Origin of the sequence: Sphingomonas sp., assembly GCF_039595165.1 — a bacterium.
Taxonomy (GTDB): Bacteria; Pseudomonadota; Alphaproteobacteria; order Sphingomonadales; family Sphingomonadaceae; genus Sphingomonas.
In genome coordinates, this window is the sequence record NZ_JBCNMA010000018.1 from 1 (window position 1) to 14,353 (window position 14,353).

Sequence of the window (14,353 nt, forward strand, 5' to 3'; positions counted from 1 at the left end):
GTGCAGGCCTCCGGTGGCGTCCGCGATGTCCAGCCGCGCGAACCGCTCGACATGCTCGCGCCAGACGAAGGCGCGCAGCCGCAGCAGCTGCGCCGGATCGGTCAGGTCGACCGGCGCGACGTCGCAGCCCCAGATCGTCTCGAACCCCCAGCCCGGCGGCACCTCCGGCGGCCGCGGACCATGCCACTCCGGCGCGATCCGCATGCCGGACCCAACCGGCCCGACGCCCACCCCGCCCAGCTCGTAGCGATAGCGGTCGATCATCAGGTTGATCCCCGCGCTCGACCCGATCTCGTTGCATTCCCAGCGTGGCGGCAGCCCCTGCTCCGCCAGCCACAGCATCGCGGCGACATAGCCCCAGGAGCGTCCCGCCTCGTTGGTCTGCGGCGGCCCGTCGAGCCACGGCAGCAGCGCCGCATCGTGCCGCGCGATCGCCTCGCCCACCAGTCGCTCCGCATCGGCCAGCGCATCCGCCTCACCAGCATAGAGCGGCGCCAGTGCCGGCTCCGCCCCGGTCAGGTTGAGCGCATGCAGCCCAGCCGCCGCCCGCAGCGGCAGCGCATCGGCCATCGGCACGCCCTGCCACTCCCGGATCGCTTTCAGGAACACGCCCGGCCCGTCGATGTTCGCCAAGATCGCCTCGACCACCCGCATCGTGATCGTCCCGCCATTCGCCCGGCAATAGGCGACCTGGTTGGCGAACGCCGCCCGCACATCGTTCGAAGTCATCCAGTCCCGCATGCCCGAATCTCCCGCCGCTTGTTGCGCCCAGCCCACCCCCCAAGTAAAGGCGCGCCACCTATGTCCGAACCGATCATCCTCGCCGTGCCCAAGGGACGCATCCTCGAAGAGGCGCTTCCCCTGCTCGCGCACGCCGGGATCATCCCCGAACCGGCCTTCGCCGACGAAGGCAGCCGAGCGCTCCGCTTCAAGACCAATCGCCCGGACATCGACCTGATCCGCGTGCGCGCGTTCGACGTCGCCACCTTCGTCGCGCACGGCGCGGCGCAGCTCGGCATCGTCGGCTCGGACGTGCTCGCCGAGTTCGCATATTCCGAGCTCTACGCCCCGGTCGATCTCGGCATCGGCCATTGCCGCCTGTCGGTCGCCGAGCCCGCCGCGCTCGCCGCCACCGACGATCCGCGCGGTTGGAGCCATGTCCGCGTCGCGACCAAATATCCCGCGCTCACCCGCCGCCATTTCGAGGCGCGCGGCGTGCAGGCCGAGTGCATCAAGCTCAATGGCGCGATGGAGCTGGCGCCGCTGCTCGCGCTCGCCCCGCGCATCGTCGATCTTGTCTCGTCGGGCCGTACGCTCAGGGAGAACGGGCTGGTCGAGGTCGAGACGATCATGGAGGTGTCGAGCCGCCTCGTCGCCAACCGCGCCGCGTTCAAGACCCGGCCCGAGATCGTCCCGCTCGTCGACGCCTTCCGCCGCGCGGTCGAGCGCGAGGCCCAAGCCCCCGCAGGGACTAAAGCGTGATCAAGCTCTCCACCTCCGAGCCCGGCTTCGCCCGGGCGTTCCGCGACCTCGTCGAAGCCCGGCGCGAGGCCGATGCCGATGTCGCGCGCGACGTGCGCACGATCGTCGCCAGCGTCCGCGACGAAGGCGATGCCGCGCTCCACGCCTTCACCAGGAAATTCGACCGCCACGACCTCAACGACACCGGCTGGCGGATCGAGAAGGCCGATTGCGCCGCCGCGCTCGACGCGCTCGAGCCCAGGCTGCGCGACGCGCTCCGGCTCGCCGCCGACCGCATCACGGCGTATCACGAGAAGCAGAAGCCGGCCGACAGCGACTCCACCGACGCCGCGGGCGTGCGCACCGGCGCGCGCTGGCAGGCGGTCGAAGCGGCGGGCGTCTACGTCCCCGGCGGCCGCGCGGCCTATCCCAGCTCGGTGCTGATGAACGCGATCCCCGCCAAGGTCGCGGGCGTCGACCGGCTGGTCATGGTCACTCCCACTCCGGACGGCGAGATCAACCCGCTGGTCCTCGCCGCGGCGGAGATCGCCGGCGTCGACGAGATCTGGCGCGTCGGCGGCGCGCAGGCGATCGCCGCGCTCGCTTATGGCACCGGCCGCATCGCCGCGGTCGACGTGATCACCGGCCCGGGCAACGCCTGGGTCGCCGAGGCCAAGCGCCAGCTCTACGGCGTGGTCGGCATCGACATGGTCGCCGGCCCCTCGGAAATCGTCGTGGTCGCCGACGGCAAGAACGACCCCGAATGGATCGCCGCCGACCTGCTCAGCCAGTCCGAGCATGATCCGACCAGCCAGTCGATCCTGCTCACCGACGACGCGGTCTTTGCCGGCAAGGTCGCCGAGGCGGTCGATCGTCAGATCGGCACGCTCTCGACCAAGGCGGTCGCGCGCGAAAGCTGGGACGCCAACGGCGCGATCATCCTCACCGGCTCGCTCGACGAGGCGGTCCCGCTGGTCAACAAGCTCGCCCCCGAGCATCTCGAGCTTGCCTGCGACGATCCCGACGCGCTGTTCGCGCGCGTCCGTCACGCCGGCTCGGTGTTCCTCGGCCGCATGACGCCCGAGGCGATCGGGGACTATGTCGCCGGCCCCAACCACGTCCTCCCCACCGGCCGTCGCGCACGCTTCGCCAGCGGCTTGTCGGTGCTCGACTTCATGAAGCGCACCAGCTTCCTCGCCCTCGACGACGCCGGTCTCGCCGCGATCGGCCCCGCTGCCGTCGCGCTGGCCGAAGCGGAAGGTCTTCCGGCGCATGCGAAGTCGGTCGCCGTCCGTTTAGGAACCCTGTAATGCCCAGCTCTACCGCTAAGTCCCGCTCGAAAGCCCGCGCCGCAGCGCGCCTCGCCGCCGTCCAGGCGCTCTATCAGCAGGAAATGGAGAAGACCCCGCTTCCCCAGCTCCTCCACGAGTTCCACCAGCATCGCCTCGGCGCGACGATCGAGGACGTCGAATATGCCGATGCCGACGCCGATTTCTTCGACGACATCGTCAAGGGCGTCGACGCGCGCCGCGGCGAGATCGACGCGCTGATCGCGTCCAAGCTCAGCAGCGACTGGAGCTTCGACCGGCTCGACCGCCCGATGCGCCAGATCCTGCGCGCCGGCGCCTATGAGCTGCTTGCCCGCAACGACGTGCCCACCGGCGCCGCGATCAGCGAGTATCTCGACGTCACCGACGCCTTCTACGACCGCCGCGAAAAGGGCTTCGTCAACGGCCTGCTCGACGCCATCGCCAAGGCGGTGCGGAGCTAAGTCCGCCGAGCCCCTTGCGTCACCCCGGCCTTGAGCCGGGGCCGGGTTTGCTTTGCCCGCTTGCAATGTTGGAACTGATTTGCTCGACTCGGGGGGCGCGCCGGATCGCCGGCCCGCTCTTTGATATCGCAATCCGCAGGCCCGCGCGTTTGACTCCCTCGCGCGAAAACACCTCGATAGTGTCAACCTTCCGTCAACTTCGATCATTTTGGGCAGGCTGGTTTCCGCTTATCGCGGCGTCACATCCTTCACGCGTCCCAACGCGGGTGGATCGACCACCTGCCCGCGCGCGAACCATGCCTCCAGCGCGTCGAGGTCGAGCATCCCGCCCGCGACGTCCTTCCCGGCCTTGAGCGTCGAGAAGCCGTCGCCCCCACCGCCAAGGAAGCTGTTCACCGTCACGCGGTAGACGGCATCGTCGCGCATCGGCTTACCGCCCACCATCGGCGCGATGATCCGCTGCCCCTCCGGCTTCGACAGGTCGTAGCTATAGCTCAGCCCCGCCGGGAACAGCAAAGCGGTGCCGTCGGTCTTGGCGAATTGCTGCTCGAGCACGGCACGCAGTTGCGCCCCGCTCATCTCCTTGACCTGCAGATTGTTGCCGAAGGGCTGCACCGTGTAGATGTCGCCGAAGGTGACCTGGCCGCCCTCGGCACTGATCGAGGCGCGCACCCCGCCCGGGTTCATCAGCGCGACCTGCGCCCCGCTCGCTCGCGTCGCGGCGAGCTGCGAATCGGCGATCAGCAGCCCCAGCGGCGACTCCTTCATGTCGTCATGCTCGTCACGCAGGATCGGCGCGGAGGCGCGCCCCACCACCCGCCTGGCCCGCGGCTCGGCCGCGGCGGCGTAGCGCGCGACATGCGCCGCGACCGCCGGATCGGCGGCAAAGGCCGGGAAGGCGGCGCTGGGCTTTACCGGCCCCGCGCTGCTCGTCACGCCGTCGCCCTGCACGATCACCTGGCGTGCATGCTTCGCCGTCACGCGTTTCGTCGCGGGATCGAAGCTCAGGTCGATATCGGTCAGCATCACCCCGTTGTTGCCCGCGCTGGTCAGCAGCAGCGGCTTGGCTGGGTCGGTCACGCCGTAGTCGCAGATATAGGCACGGTGGGTATGGCCCGAGACGATCACGTCCACCGCCGGGGTCAGCCGCTTGGCGATATCGACGATCGGCCCCGACAGACCATCGCACTTCTCGGGCTGGTCCGAGCGTGCGGGATAGCCGCCCTCGTGCACCAGCATCACCACCGCGTCGGCGCCCTTGGCCTTGAGCTCCGCCGCGAGCTTGTTGGCGGTGTCCGCCTCGTCGGCGAAGCTGATCCCCTTGATCCCCGCCGGATCGACATAGTTGCCGGTCAGCCGCGTCGTCAGCCCGATGAAGCCGATCGTGACCTTGCGCCGCCCGCTGCCGAAACTGCGCAGCGCGGTGCCCGGGAACAGGCTGGTCCCGTCCGCCTGGATCGTGTTGCCGGCGAGGTAGGCGTAGCTCGCGCCCTTGAACGGCTCGAGCTGGCACGGCTCGGTCTTGGTCAGCTTGGCGCAGCCGCCGTTCTGCAGCCGCTTCAGCTCCGCAGCGCCGCGATCGAACTCGTGATTGCCCGCGGCGTTGATCTCCAGCCCGGCCATGCTCAGCGCCTTGACCGTCGGCTCGTCGAGGAACAGCGAGGAGACCAGCGGGCTCGCGCTGGTGAGATCGCCCGCCGCGACGACCACGCTGTTCGCCGCCTTGGCGCGGAGCGACTTCACGGCACTCGCGAAATAGGCCGCGCCGCCCGCCGGCACCTTGACCACCGATCCGTCGGCCGCCTGCAGGTCGATCGCCCGCCCCGGCGTCTCGAGCGCGCCGTGGAAGTCGTTGAACGCGACGATCTTCACCGTCAGCGGCGCGCCGTCCGGCCCCGCTGCCCGCGGTTGCGCACAACCGGCCAGCGCCAGCGCGCCGAGCGCTGCCACGGTGATCCGGTTCATGGTCAGCCGTCGCCGACGCGCTCGATATCGGCGCCGACACCCTGGAGCTTCTCCTCCAGCCGCTCGTAACCGCGGTCGAGGTGATAGATGCGGCTCACCTGAGTCTCGCCCTCGGCGATCAGGCCGGCGAGGATCAGGCTCATCGATGCGCGCAGGTCGGTTGCCATCACCGGCGCGCCGACCAGCTTGTCGACCCCGCGCACCACCGCGGTCCGCCCGCTCACCGTGATGTCCGCGCCCATCCGCGCCAGCTCGGGCACGTGCATGTAGCGATTCTCGAAGATCGTCTCGGTCAGCACGCTCGCGCCCTCGGCCTTGCACAGCATGGCCATGAACTGCGCCTGCATGTCGGTGGCGAAGCCCGGATAGGGCGCGGTCGAGAGCGTCAGCGGCTTGAGCGGCCCGTCGGCCGCGACGCGGACGCCGCCCGCCTTCTCCTCCACCGTCACGCCGGCCTCGACCAGCGCGTCGAGCGTGGCGCGCATGTCGTCGGCCTTGGCGCCCTCGAGCAGCACGTCGCCGCCGGTGATCGCCGCGGCGCAGGCATAGCTGCCCGCCTCGATCCGGTCGGGCATCACCTTGTAGGTCGCGCCGTGCAGCCGCTCGCGGCCCTCGATCGTCAGTGTCTCGCTGCCGATGCCGTGGATCGACGCGCCCATCGCCACCAGCAGGTTGCACAGGTCGACGATCTCGGGTTCGCGCGCGGCATTCTCCAGCACCGTCGTGCCCCTGGCGGTCGCCGCCGCCATCAGTGCATTCTCGGTCGCGCCCACCGACACCACCGGGAAGCGATAGCGCCCGCCCGCCAACCGTCCGCCCGGGGCGGTCGCCTTGACATAGCCCGCCGCCAGCTCGATCTCGGCGCCCATCGCCTCCAGCGCCTTGAGGTGCAGGTCGATCGGCCGGTTGCCGATCGCGCAGCCGCCGGGCAGCGATACCGTCGCCTCGCCCGCGCGGCCCAGCAGCGGCCCCAGCACCAGGATCGAGGCGCGCATCTTGCGCACGATGTCGTAGGGCGCGACCGTCGAGGTCAGGCGCGGCGAACGCACCGTGAGCACCCGCCCGAACTCGTTGGGCCGCGTGCCCTCGATCTCGGTCGAAGCGCCGAGCTCGTTGAGCAGATGCCCGAAGCCGTCGGCATCGGCGAGGCGCGGCAGGTTGCGCAGCGTCAGCGGCTCGTCGGTGAGCAGCGCGCAAGGCATCAGGGCGAGCGCCGAATTCTTGGCGCCGGAGATCGGGATTTTGCCGGAAAGGCGGTTGCCGCCGCGGATGAGGATACGGTCCATTTGCGGGCTTCTACCGCTTCGCAACGCCCGCGCAAGCACGGCGGACCGTTCGCCCGCTTGATCGATGTTAATGCATTGATTTCACTGCGCTGCTTTGCAGAGAACAGCGGGGGAAAGGTGTAGCGTGTCAGGCAGTTGTTTCGCGGACGTTCTCGGCGAGCTGGTTGAGCTCACGCCGGCCGAAAGGTCTGCGCTCGAGCGGCTGGAGGAGCGCCAGCGCAACGTCCGGCGCGGCGCGGCGCTGCTGCGCGAAAACGAGCCGGGCGGCGAGCTCTTCATCCTGCGCAAGGGCCTGATGATGAGCTATGTGCTGCTCGACGACGGCAGCCGCCAGATCCTGCGCTTCCTGTTCCCCGGCGACATGCTCGGCGTATCGAGCATGGTCTATCGCGAATCGCCCGAGACGCTGTACGCGCTCTCGGACTGCATCGTCTGCCCGTTCGAGCATGGCGCGTTCAGCGAACTCGCGGTCGCGCATCCCCGCCTTTCCGCGCTGATCCTGGTGTTCAGCCAGATCGAGCGCGTCGCGCTCACCGACCGGCTCGCCGCGCTCGGCCGCACCTCGGCCAAGGCGCGGATCGCCGCGCTGCTGCTCGACCTGCGCAATCGGCTGCGCTCGACCGACAAGTCGATCGACAAGGTGTTCGCGCTCGGCCTGACCCAGGAGGAGATCGGCGACGCGACCGGCCTCACCGCGGTCCATGTGAACCGCATGCTGCGCCAGCTCGAGCAGGAGGGGATGATCGGCCGCGAATCGGGCCGCGTGACGCTCAAGGACGTGCGCGCGCTGGCGAGCGCCGCCAATTACGTGAATCGCTACGAAGGGCTCGACCTCAGCTGGCTGCCACCGGCGCGGTAATGGACCGGCCAAAAACGGCGGCGGCGACGCATCGCGCCTAGACCGCTTCTCGCGGGCGGCGCTTGCGCTGCGATTCCGCCTTATCCAGCCAGTCGAGCACATGCCGCACATCGGCGGCCGCGAGCGTTCCCAGGCCGATCCGATGCGGACGGTCACTGCCATCGGTCGTAACGCGAACCTGCGCCGGCGGACTGTACTCGGAATAGGGATGCATGGTTTCGAAGCGAACGACTTCATCTGCGCGGATCGATCCGCGCCGGACCCAGACGCCGTCGAACCATCGAAAAGCCAAGCGGTCAGCCGTTAGCGTGATCGACACCGGCGCCACGCTAAGCATCAGATAGCCGCATAGGCATCCCATGAGCAGAATACCGCGCGGATCGAAATCATCGCCTCTCGCAAAGGCGACAAGGGTCGCGACGGTGACTAGCATGAGCGGGACAGCCCCAAGGCTCCCCATCATCCAGAATGCGGCCGGCGAAGCTGCGATGCGCCGTTCGTCAAGCGACGGAGAAGCGCTCAAGCTTTCTCCAGCGTACATTGCAGCGGGTGCTGGTTCTGACGCGCGAAGTCGATCACCTGCGCCACCTTGGTCTCGGCGACCTCGTAGCTGAACACCCCGCACACCCCCACGCCGCGCTGGTGGACGTGGAGCATCACCCGCGTCGCCTCTTCCATGTCCATCTTGAAGAAACGCTGGAGCACCAGCACGACGAACTCCATCGGCGTATAGTCGTCGTTGAGCATCAGCACGCGATACGGCGTCGGCTTCTTGGTCTTGGCGCGGGTGCGCGTGGCGACGCCGGTGGCGTTCCCGCCGTCGGTATCGTCGTCGCGGTCGGCATCGTCTGCCATGAGGATCGGAAACGGCGCTGTCATGAGGGCTTCAAAAATATGGCACCGGGGAATCGAGGGCAAGGGCGCTAACCTCAAAATTGTGCGGTATGACTTGGCGGTTCCCAATCCTCCCCCGCCAGGGGAGGTGGCGCCGAAGGGGACGGAGGGGAGGACTCCCCACAGTCGTGTCGTGTCCGCCCCCTCCGTCAGGCTACGCCTGCCACCTCCCCCTGGCGGGGGAGGATTCAGCTGCCATTATGACGCGCATCCGAACAAGAAGGGCGGCCGCTCGCGCGACCGCCCCTTTGTTCGGTTCCGAGCGAAAGGCTCAGGCCGCGGTCTTCACCTTCTCGACGGCAACCGCGAAGCGGTTCGAGACCGGCTGCGCGGCATCGCCGGCGAGCTTGATGAAGGCTTCGGTGTTCTTCGAGGTCTCGGCGACCATCGAGTCGAACGCCGAGCGGACATAGTCGCTCTGCAGCTTGAAGAAGTCGGCCGGGGTCTTGACCGCCGACAGGTTCTTCAGCGTGGCGGTCGCGTTCTCGAACGAACGGCGGCTGTACTCGGCGGCGTCCTGGCCCAGGGCCTCGAAGCCCTTGGCGGCGATCTTGCCGCTCTCGACGAACGCCTCGACATTGCCCTTGGCGAATTCGGTGAACTCGCCGGCGAGCTTGGTGTTCTTCTCGACCGCGGCCTTGGCGCGCTCGTTGAAGTCGGCGAAAAAGGCCTGGCTCTTCTCGATCGTGGTTTCCATGATGTCAGTTCCCTTGGTTGCGGTTTCCGCCATCCGGGGGGCGGTTTCCTCGACGATGTTGGTGACGGGTGCGGCTTCCGCGACCGTCTCGGCTGCAGTCTGCGTGACGTTCTGGGCGGCTTCCGCCGCGACTTCGACGGCCTTCGCCACCGGCTCGGCAACGATCACCGGCTTCGCCGTCTCGACGACCGGAGCCGGAACGGGCTCGGGCTTGGGAGCGACGGTCTTCTTCTCGGCCGGCGCAGCCGCCTTGGGCTTTACCGGAGCGGGGGTCTTGGCGGCCGGCTTCTTCGTGCCGGTGCCGGGAACCTTGCTGGCCATATACGGTCCTCGCAGCGATTGTTGCGACGCAACATATACGCGGCCGGCGAGACAGTTTCAAGACACTTTTTGTGCAGTGCACAAAAAGCCGCTATCGGGCTTGGACGTAGCGCCCCGGTGCATCGCCAAGTTCCTGATCATGCTTGGGAATTCGCGCACCTTTGGTAGCAACGCGCTTGCCGTCCAGCGCCTCGATCCAGCCGATCCAGTCGGGCCACCAGCTACCCTTGGTTTCTGTCGCACCCGCAACAAACTCGTCGAGGGTCGCCGCCGGCGCGTCGTTGGTCCAATATTGATACTTGCCCGCGGCGGGCGGGTTGACCACCCCGGCGATATGCCCGGATCCGGCCAGCACGAAGCGCATCGGCCCGCCGAAATGCCCGGTCATCTTCCACACGCTCCGGGCCGGCGCGATATGGTCCTCGCGGCCCGCCTGGATATAGGCGGGCACCGTCACCTTGCCGAGATCAACCGGCGTTCCGCCGATGCTCAGTGCGCCCGCCTGCGCCAGCAGATTGTCGCGGTACAGGTCGGACAGATAGCTCGCATGCCATTTGGCGGGCAGGTTGGTGACGTCCGAATTCCAGTGCAGCAGGTCGAACGGCACATAGTCCTCGCCGAGCAGATAGTTGCTCGTGACATAGTTCCAGATCAGGTCGCGCCCGCGCAGCAGGTTGAAGGTCGCCGCCATGTAGCGCCCGTCGAGGAAGCCCTCGGTGGTCAGCGACTGGATCAGCGCGAGCTGCTCGTCGTCGACGAAGACGTTGAGGTCGCCTGCCTCGGTGAAGTCGACCTGCGCGGTGAAGAAGGTCGCGCTCCGCACCTTGTCGGCCTGCTGCCGGGCGGCGAGCACCGCCAGCGTCGCCGCCAGCGTCGTCCCGGCGACGCAATAGCCGATCGCATGCACCGCCTCGACACCGAGCAGCTCGCGCACCGTGTCGATCGCGTCGATCTGACCGCGCTCGACATAATCGTCCCACACCACGTCGGCCATCGACGCGTCGGCCGACTTCCACGACACGACGAACACGGTCAGTCCCTGCTCCACCGCCCAGCGGATGAAGCTCTTCTCCGGGCTCAGGTCGAGGATGTAGAAGCGGTTGATCCATGGCGGGAAGATCACCAGCGGCGTCTCGAACACCGTCTCGGTGGTCGGCGAGTACTGGATCAGCTCGTAGAGCGGGGTGCGCTTGACCACCTTGCCCGGCGTCATGGCGATGTTCTTGCCGACCTCGAACACGCCCTCGGCGGTCTGGGTCATCTGCCCCTTGCCCAAGTCCTTGAGCATGTGCGCGAGCCCCTTGAGCAGGTTCTCGCCCTTGGTCTCGATCGTCCGCTCGAGCACGATCGGGTTGGTCGCCGGAAAATTGGACGGGCTCATCGCGTCGATGAAGCCCTGAGTGGCGAAGCGCAGCTGCTCCTTCTGCTTCGGGGTCAGCCCCTCGATCGTCTCGACGCCCTTGAGCAGGTGCCGCGAGAGCGTGAAATAGCTTTGCCGGATGAAGTCGAACACCGGCTGCTCGCGCCATTGCGGCGCCTTGAAGCGCTTGTCGCGCGCCTGTTCGGGCGTCTCCTCGAACGGCGCCGCCTTGGCCGGGTCGAGGAAGCGCTGCCACAAGCCCATCGTGTCGGCCCAGAAATCGGCGCCCGCACGCATCGCCGCGGCCGGGTCGAGCGGGGCCGCAGCGGGCAGCTGCGGCACCTTGGCCGCGAGGTCGAGCCCCTGCTCCATCATCATCTGCTGCGCGCGGCCGAGCACCCAGGTCCAGTGCTGCAGGTCCTCCAGCGTCGGGGCGGCCGCCGCCTCCGGTTCCGGGGCGCGATCGGGAGCGGATTGGCGTTCGCTCTTGGGCTTGTTCGCCGCGGGCTTGCGGGGCTTGGGTTCGGTCGCGGCCTTGGGCGCCGCCGTCTTTTTCTTTTCCGCCGCCACTCGCCTCTCCTCTGGCACCCCCGCCCGGGCCCTGTATAACGGCTGCGCGCATCCCGCGCGACCTTAAGAGGAGCTCATCGAGAAATACGATGTCCGAGGAATTCTACCGCATCAAGCGCCTGCCGCCCTACGTCATCGCCGAAGTCAACGGCATGCGGGCAGCAGCACGTGCGGCAGGCGAGGACATCATCGATCTCGGCATGGGCAATCCCGATCTGCCGCCGCCGCAGCACGTCATCGACAAATTGTGCGAGGTCGCGCAGAAGCCCTCGGCGCACGGCTATTCGCAGTCCAAGGGCATTCCCGGCCTGCGCCGCGCCCAGGCCAACTACTACGGCCGCCGCTTCGGGGTCGATGTCGATCCCGAGAGCGAGGTCGTCGTGACGATGGGATCGAAGGAGGGCCTCGCCAGCCTCGCCACCGCGATCACCGCGCCGGGCGACGTGATCCTCGCGCCCAACCCGTCCTATCCGATCCACACCTTCGGCTTCATCATCGCCGGCGCGACGATCCGCGCGGTGCCGACCACGCCTGACGAGCGCTATTTCGAGAGCCTCGAACGGGCGATGAACTTCACCGTGCCGCGGCCCAGCATCCTGGTGGTGAACTATCCGTCGAACCCGACGGCGGAGACGGTGGATCTGGCCTTCTACGAGCGGCTGGTGGCGTGGGCGAAAGAGAACAAGGTGTGGATCATATCCGATCTCGCCTATTCGGAGCTGTACTACGACGGCAAGCCGACTGTCTCGATCCTGCAGGTCAAGGGCGCCAAGGACGTGGCGATCGAGTTCACCTCGCTCAGCAAGACCTATTCGATGGCGGGCTGGCGGATCGGCTTCGCGGTCGGCAACAAGCAGCTCATCGCCGCGATGACCCGCGTCAAATCCTATCTCGACTATGGCGCCTTCACCCCGGTCCAGGCGGCGGCATGCGCCGCGCTCAACGGCCCGCAGGACATCGTCGGGAAGAACCGCGAGCTCTATCACAAGCGCCGCGACGTGCTGGTCGAGAGCTTCGGCCGCGCCGGCTGGGACATCCCCGCCCCGCCCGCCTCGATGTTCGCCTGGGCGCCCTTGCCGCCCGCGCTCGCGCATCTCGGCAGCCTCGAATTCTCCAAGCAGCTGCTCACCCATGCCAAGGTCGCGGTCGCGCCGGGCGTCGGCTATGGCGAGAATGGCGAGGGGTTCGTGCGCATCGCGATGGTCGAGAACGAGCAGCGCCTGCGCCAGGCCGCGCGCAACGTGCGCAAGTACCTCCAGTCGATGGGCGTCAACACCGGCGCGAAGACCGCCTGAACGGGACCGGCCGCGAAGGCCTGGACCGTTCGATCCGACTTCGCGTCCGCCCAGCGTCAACCGGGTCTTAACGCCGCGCGCCTAAGGGTCGGCTGCGATGGTTCAGCTTGCCCGAACCGGCCGGAGCTCCCTCGTCCTGGGTGGGGTGGGCTTCGCCTATTTCCTGCTCGCGCTGGCCGCGATCTCGTTCACGCGCCTCAGCGACAATGTGGCGCTGCTGTGGCTCGCCAACGCGATGCTGCTGGCGGCGCTGTGCACGCGCCCGTCGCGCGAGCATCGCCAGCTGCTGCTGGTCGCCGCCCTCGGCTCGTGCGCGGCGACGATGGTGGTCTCCCCCTTCTCGCCGCTCGCGCCGATCTTCGTCCTCGCCAATATCAGCGAGGCGCTGCTCGCCTGGATGCTGCTGCGCTATCTCGGCAACGCACGGCGCGTCTTCCTGCGGCTGCGCTCGATCCCGGCCTTCGTCCTCGCCGCGGGCATCGTCGCGCCGGCGGCAAGCGGCTCCATCGCCAGCATCACGCTGTGGCTGGCGCGCGGCGCCGATCCTGGCTTCACCTGGACCAACTGGATGATCGGCCACGGCCTGGGCATGCTGATCGGCACGCCGGTCGCATTGCTCGTGCTGGGCGGGCGCGCCTATCGGGAGGCGCTGACCCGCCGGCTCGACGTCCCGAATTTCCTCCTGGTAATGGCCGGCACGATCGCCGTCGCGTCGGCGACCTTCTCGCAGAGCACGCTGCCCTTGCTGTTCCTTCCGATCCTCCCGGCGATCATCGCCACCGCGATGTTCCGGTTCGCGGGGGCGGCGCTCAGCGTGTTCGCGATCGCGGTGATCGGCGGCCTGTTCACCATCGCCGGACAAGGACCGATCGAACTGGTCGCGGGCAGCATGGCGACGCATCTTCAGTTCTTCCAATTCTATCTCGGCGTGGTGTTCCTGATCGCGCTCCCGTTCGCCACGCTGATGGCCGAGAACCGCCGGCTCGCCGACGCCGTCGCGGCGAGCGAAGCGCGCTACCGCATGATCGCCGACCATGCGTCGGACGCCATGCTCACGCTCGACCCCTGGGGCACGATCCGCTTCGCCTCGCCGTCGGTGCGCGAGCTGACCGGCTTCGAGCCGCTGGCGCTGATCGGCCGCAATGCGCTCAGCCTCATCGCCGAGGACGATCGCGAACGCGTGCGCGCGGTCCATCTCGCCGCGATCGCCGCACCCGATTCCGCGCATCGCGTCGAATATCGCGGCATCGTCGCCGGCGGCGCCACGCGCTGGTTCGAGACCACCGCGCGCGCCGTCGCGAAGGAGAATGGGCGGATCGCCAGCATCGTCAGCGTCGTCCGCGACCTCAGCCAGCAAAAGGCGCGCGAAGCCGATCTCGAGCGGCAGGCGGCGACCGATCCGATGACCGGCGTGCTCAACCGCCGCGCCTTCCAGAAGCGGCTCGCCGAGATCCCGCCGCGCGATTTCGGCCATGTCGGCTCGCTGGCCGTGCTCGACCTGGATCATTTCAAGCAAGTGAACGACCGGCTCGGCCATGCCGCGGGCGACGCGGCGCTGCTCAGCTTCGCGGACGTGATGCGCGCCAACCTGCGCGGCGAGGACGTGATCGCGCGGCTGGGCGGCGAGGAATTCGCGATCCTCTTCCCGACGCTTTCCGCCTCCGCGGCGCTGGCGGCGTGCGAGCGGCTGCGCCATGCGCTGGAGACGACGGAGATCGTGACAGCGCCGGGCAGCTTCCGCATCACGGTGAGCATCGGGCTCGCGCCGATGCATGCCGGGGTGCCCGCCGACGAGCTGCTGCAGCGCGCCGACGCCGCGCTTTACCGCGCCAAGGCGGCGGGGCGGAACCGCACCGTACTTGCCGACTAGGCCG

The 14,353-nt window shown here is 68.4% G+C and carries 13 protein-coding genes; 6 read left to right on the plus strand and 7 right to left on the minus strand.

The window, feature by feature from the left end; all coding sequences use genetic code 11:
• Positions 1-741 (minus strand): DUF2332 domain-containing protein (locus ABDV68_RS05150; RefSeq protein WP_343518608.1); only part of this gene is annotated, 741 nt, incomplete at its 3' end.
• A gap of 60 nt (positions 742-801) precedes the next feature.
• On the opposite strand from ABDV68_RS05150, the gene hisG reads away from it, so the two are divergent.
• Genes hisG through nusB form a run of 3 tightly spaced genes read left to right on the plus strand, consistent with a single transcriptional unit; the run spans position 802 to position 3,232 of the window.
• Positions 802-1,482 carry an ATP phosphoribosyltransferase gene (gene hisG, locus ABDV68_RS05155; RefSeq protein ID WP_343518610.1) on the plus strand — a complete coding sequence of 227 codons (681 nt, stop codon included), beginning with the start codon at positions 802-804 and terminating at the stop codon, positions 1,480-1,482.
• Positions 1,479-2,771, plus strand: coding sequence for a histidinol dehydrogenase (hisD, locus tag ABDV68_RS05160; protein ID WP_343518611.1), 1,293 nt, complete (start codon positions 1,479-1,481; stop codon positions 2,769-2,771). Before hisG ends, hisD begins: the two co-directional genes overlap by 4 nt.
• Positions 2,771-3,232, plus strand: a complete 462-nt coding sequence (gene nusB / locus ABDV68_RS05165; RefSeq protein WP_343518612.1) for a transcription antitermination factor NusB — start codon at positions 2,771-2,773, stop codon at positions 3,230-3,232. The genes hisD and nusB overlap by 1 nt, the downstream gene beginning before the upstream one ends.
• A 228-nt stretch (positions 3,233-3,460) precedes the next feature.
• Here nusB and ABDV68_RS05170 read toward each other — a convergent pair whose 3' ends face one another.
• On the minus strand, positions 3,461-5,197 hold the full coding sequence (locus ABDV68_RS05170) for a bifunctional metallophosphatase/5'-nucleotidase (RefSeq protein WP_343518613.1): 1,737 nt from the start codon (positions 5,195-5,197) through the stop codon (positions 3,461-3,463).
• 2 nt (positions 5,198-5,199) lie between these two features.
• The gene (murA, locus tag ABDV68_RS05175; protein ID WP_343518614.1) at positions 5,200-6,483 is read right to left on the minus strand and encodes a UDP-N-acetylglucosamine 1-carboxyvinyltransferase; all 1,284 of its coding nucleotides are present in this window, start codon (positions 6,481-6,483) and stop codon (positions 5,200-5,202) included.
• A 124-nt stretch (positions 6,484-6,607) separates the two neighbouring features.
• Between murA and ABDV68_RS05180 the strand changes: the two genes are divergently transcribed.
• On the plus strand, positions 6,608-7,342 hold the full coding sequence (locus tag ABDV68_RS05180) for a Crp/Fnr family transcriptional regulator (RefSeq protein WP_343518615.1): 735 nt from the start codon (positions 6,608-6,610) through the stop codon (positions 7,340-7,342).
• Between the two features lie 37 nt (positions 7,343-7,379).
• Here the strand turns inward: ABDV68_RS05180 and ABDV68_RS05185 are convergent, their stop codons facing one another.
• The 4 genes from ABDV68_RS05185 to phaC form a co-directional block, all read right to left on the minus strand.
• Entirely contained in the window at positions 7,380-7,865 is a 486-nt protein-coding gene (locus tag ABDV68_RS05185) for a hypothetical protein (RefSeq protein ID WP_343518616.1), read from the minus strand.
• Positions 7,862-8,197 (minus strand): ATP-dependent Clp protease adapter ClpS, encoded by a 336-nt coding sequence (clpS, locus tag ABDV68_RS05190; protein ID WP_343518617.1) that lies wholly within the window; start codon positions 8,195-8,197, stop codon positions 7,862-7,864. Before clpS ends, ABDV68_RS05185 begins: the two co-directional genes overlap by 4 nt.
• Positions 8,198-8,507: 310 nt before the next feature.
• On the minus strand, positions 8,508-9,254 hold the full coding sequence (locus ABDV68_RS05195) for a phasin family protein (protein WP_343518618.1): 747 nt from the start codon (positions 9,252-9,254) through the stop codon (positions 8,508-8,510).
• A gap of 91 nt (positions 9,255-9,345) precedes the next feature.
• Entirely contained in the window at positions 9,346-11,040 is a 1,695-nt protein-coding gene (gene phaC, locus ABDV68_RS05200; RefSeq protein ID WP_343518657.1) for a class I poly(R)-hydroxyalkanoic acid synthase, read from the minus strand.
• Positions 11,041-11,273: 233 nt separating this feature from the next.
• Between phaC and ABDV68_RS05205 the strand changes: the two genes are divergently transcribed.
• The gene (locus ABDV68_RS05205) at positions 11,274-12,479 is read left to right on the plus strand and encodes an LL-diaminopimelate aminotransferase (protein ID WP_343518619.1); all 1,206 of its coding nucleotides are present in this window, start codon (positions 11,274-11,276) and stop codon (positions 12,477-12,479) included.
• A 97-nt stretch (positions 12,480-12,576) separates the two neighbouring features.
• Positions 12,577-14,349, plus strand: coding sequence for a diguanylate cyclase (locus tag ABDV68_RS05210; RefSeq protein ID WP_343518620.1), 1,773 nt, complete (start codon positions 12,577-12,579; stop codon positions 14,347-14,349).
• The last annotated feature ends 4 nt before the right edge of the window (positions 14,350-14,353 follow it).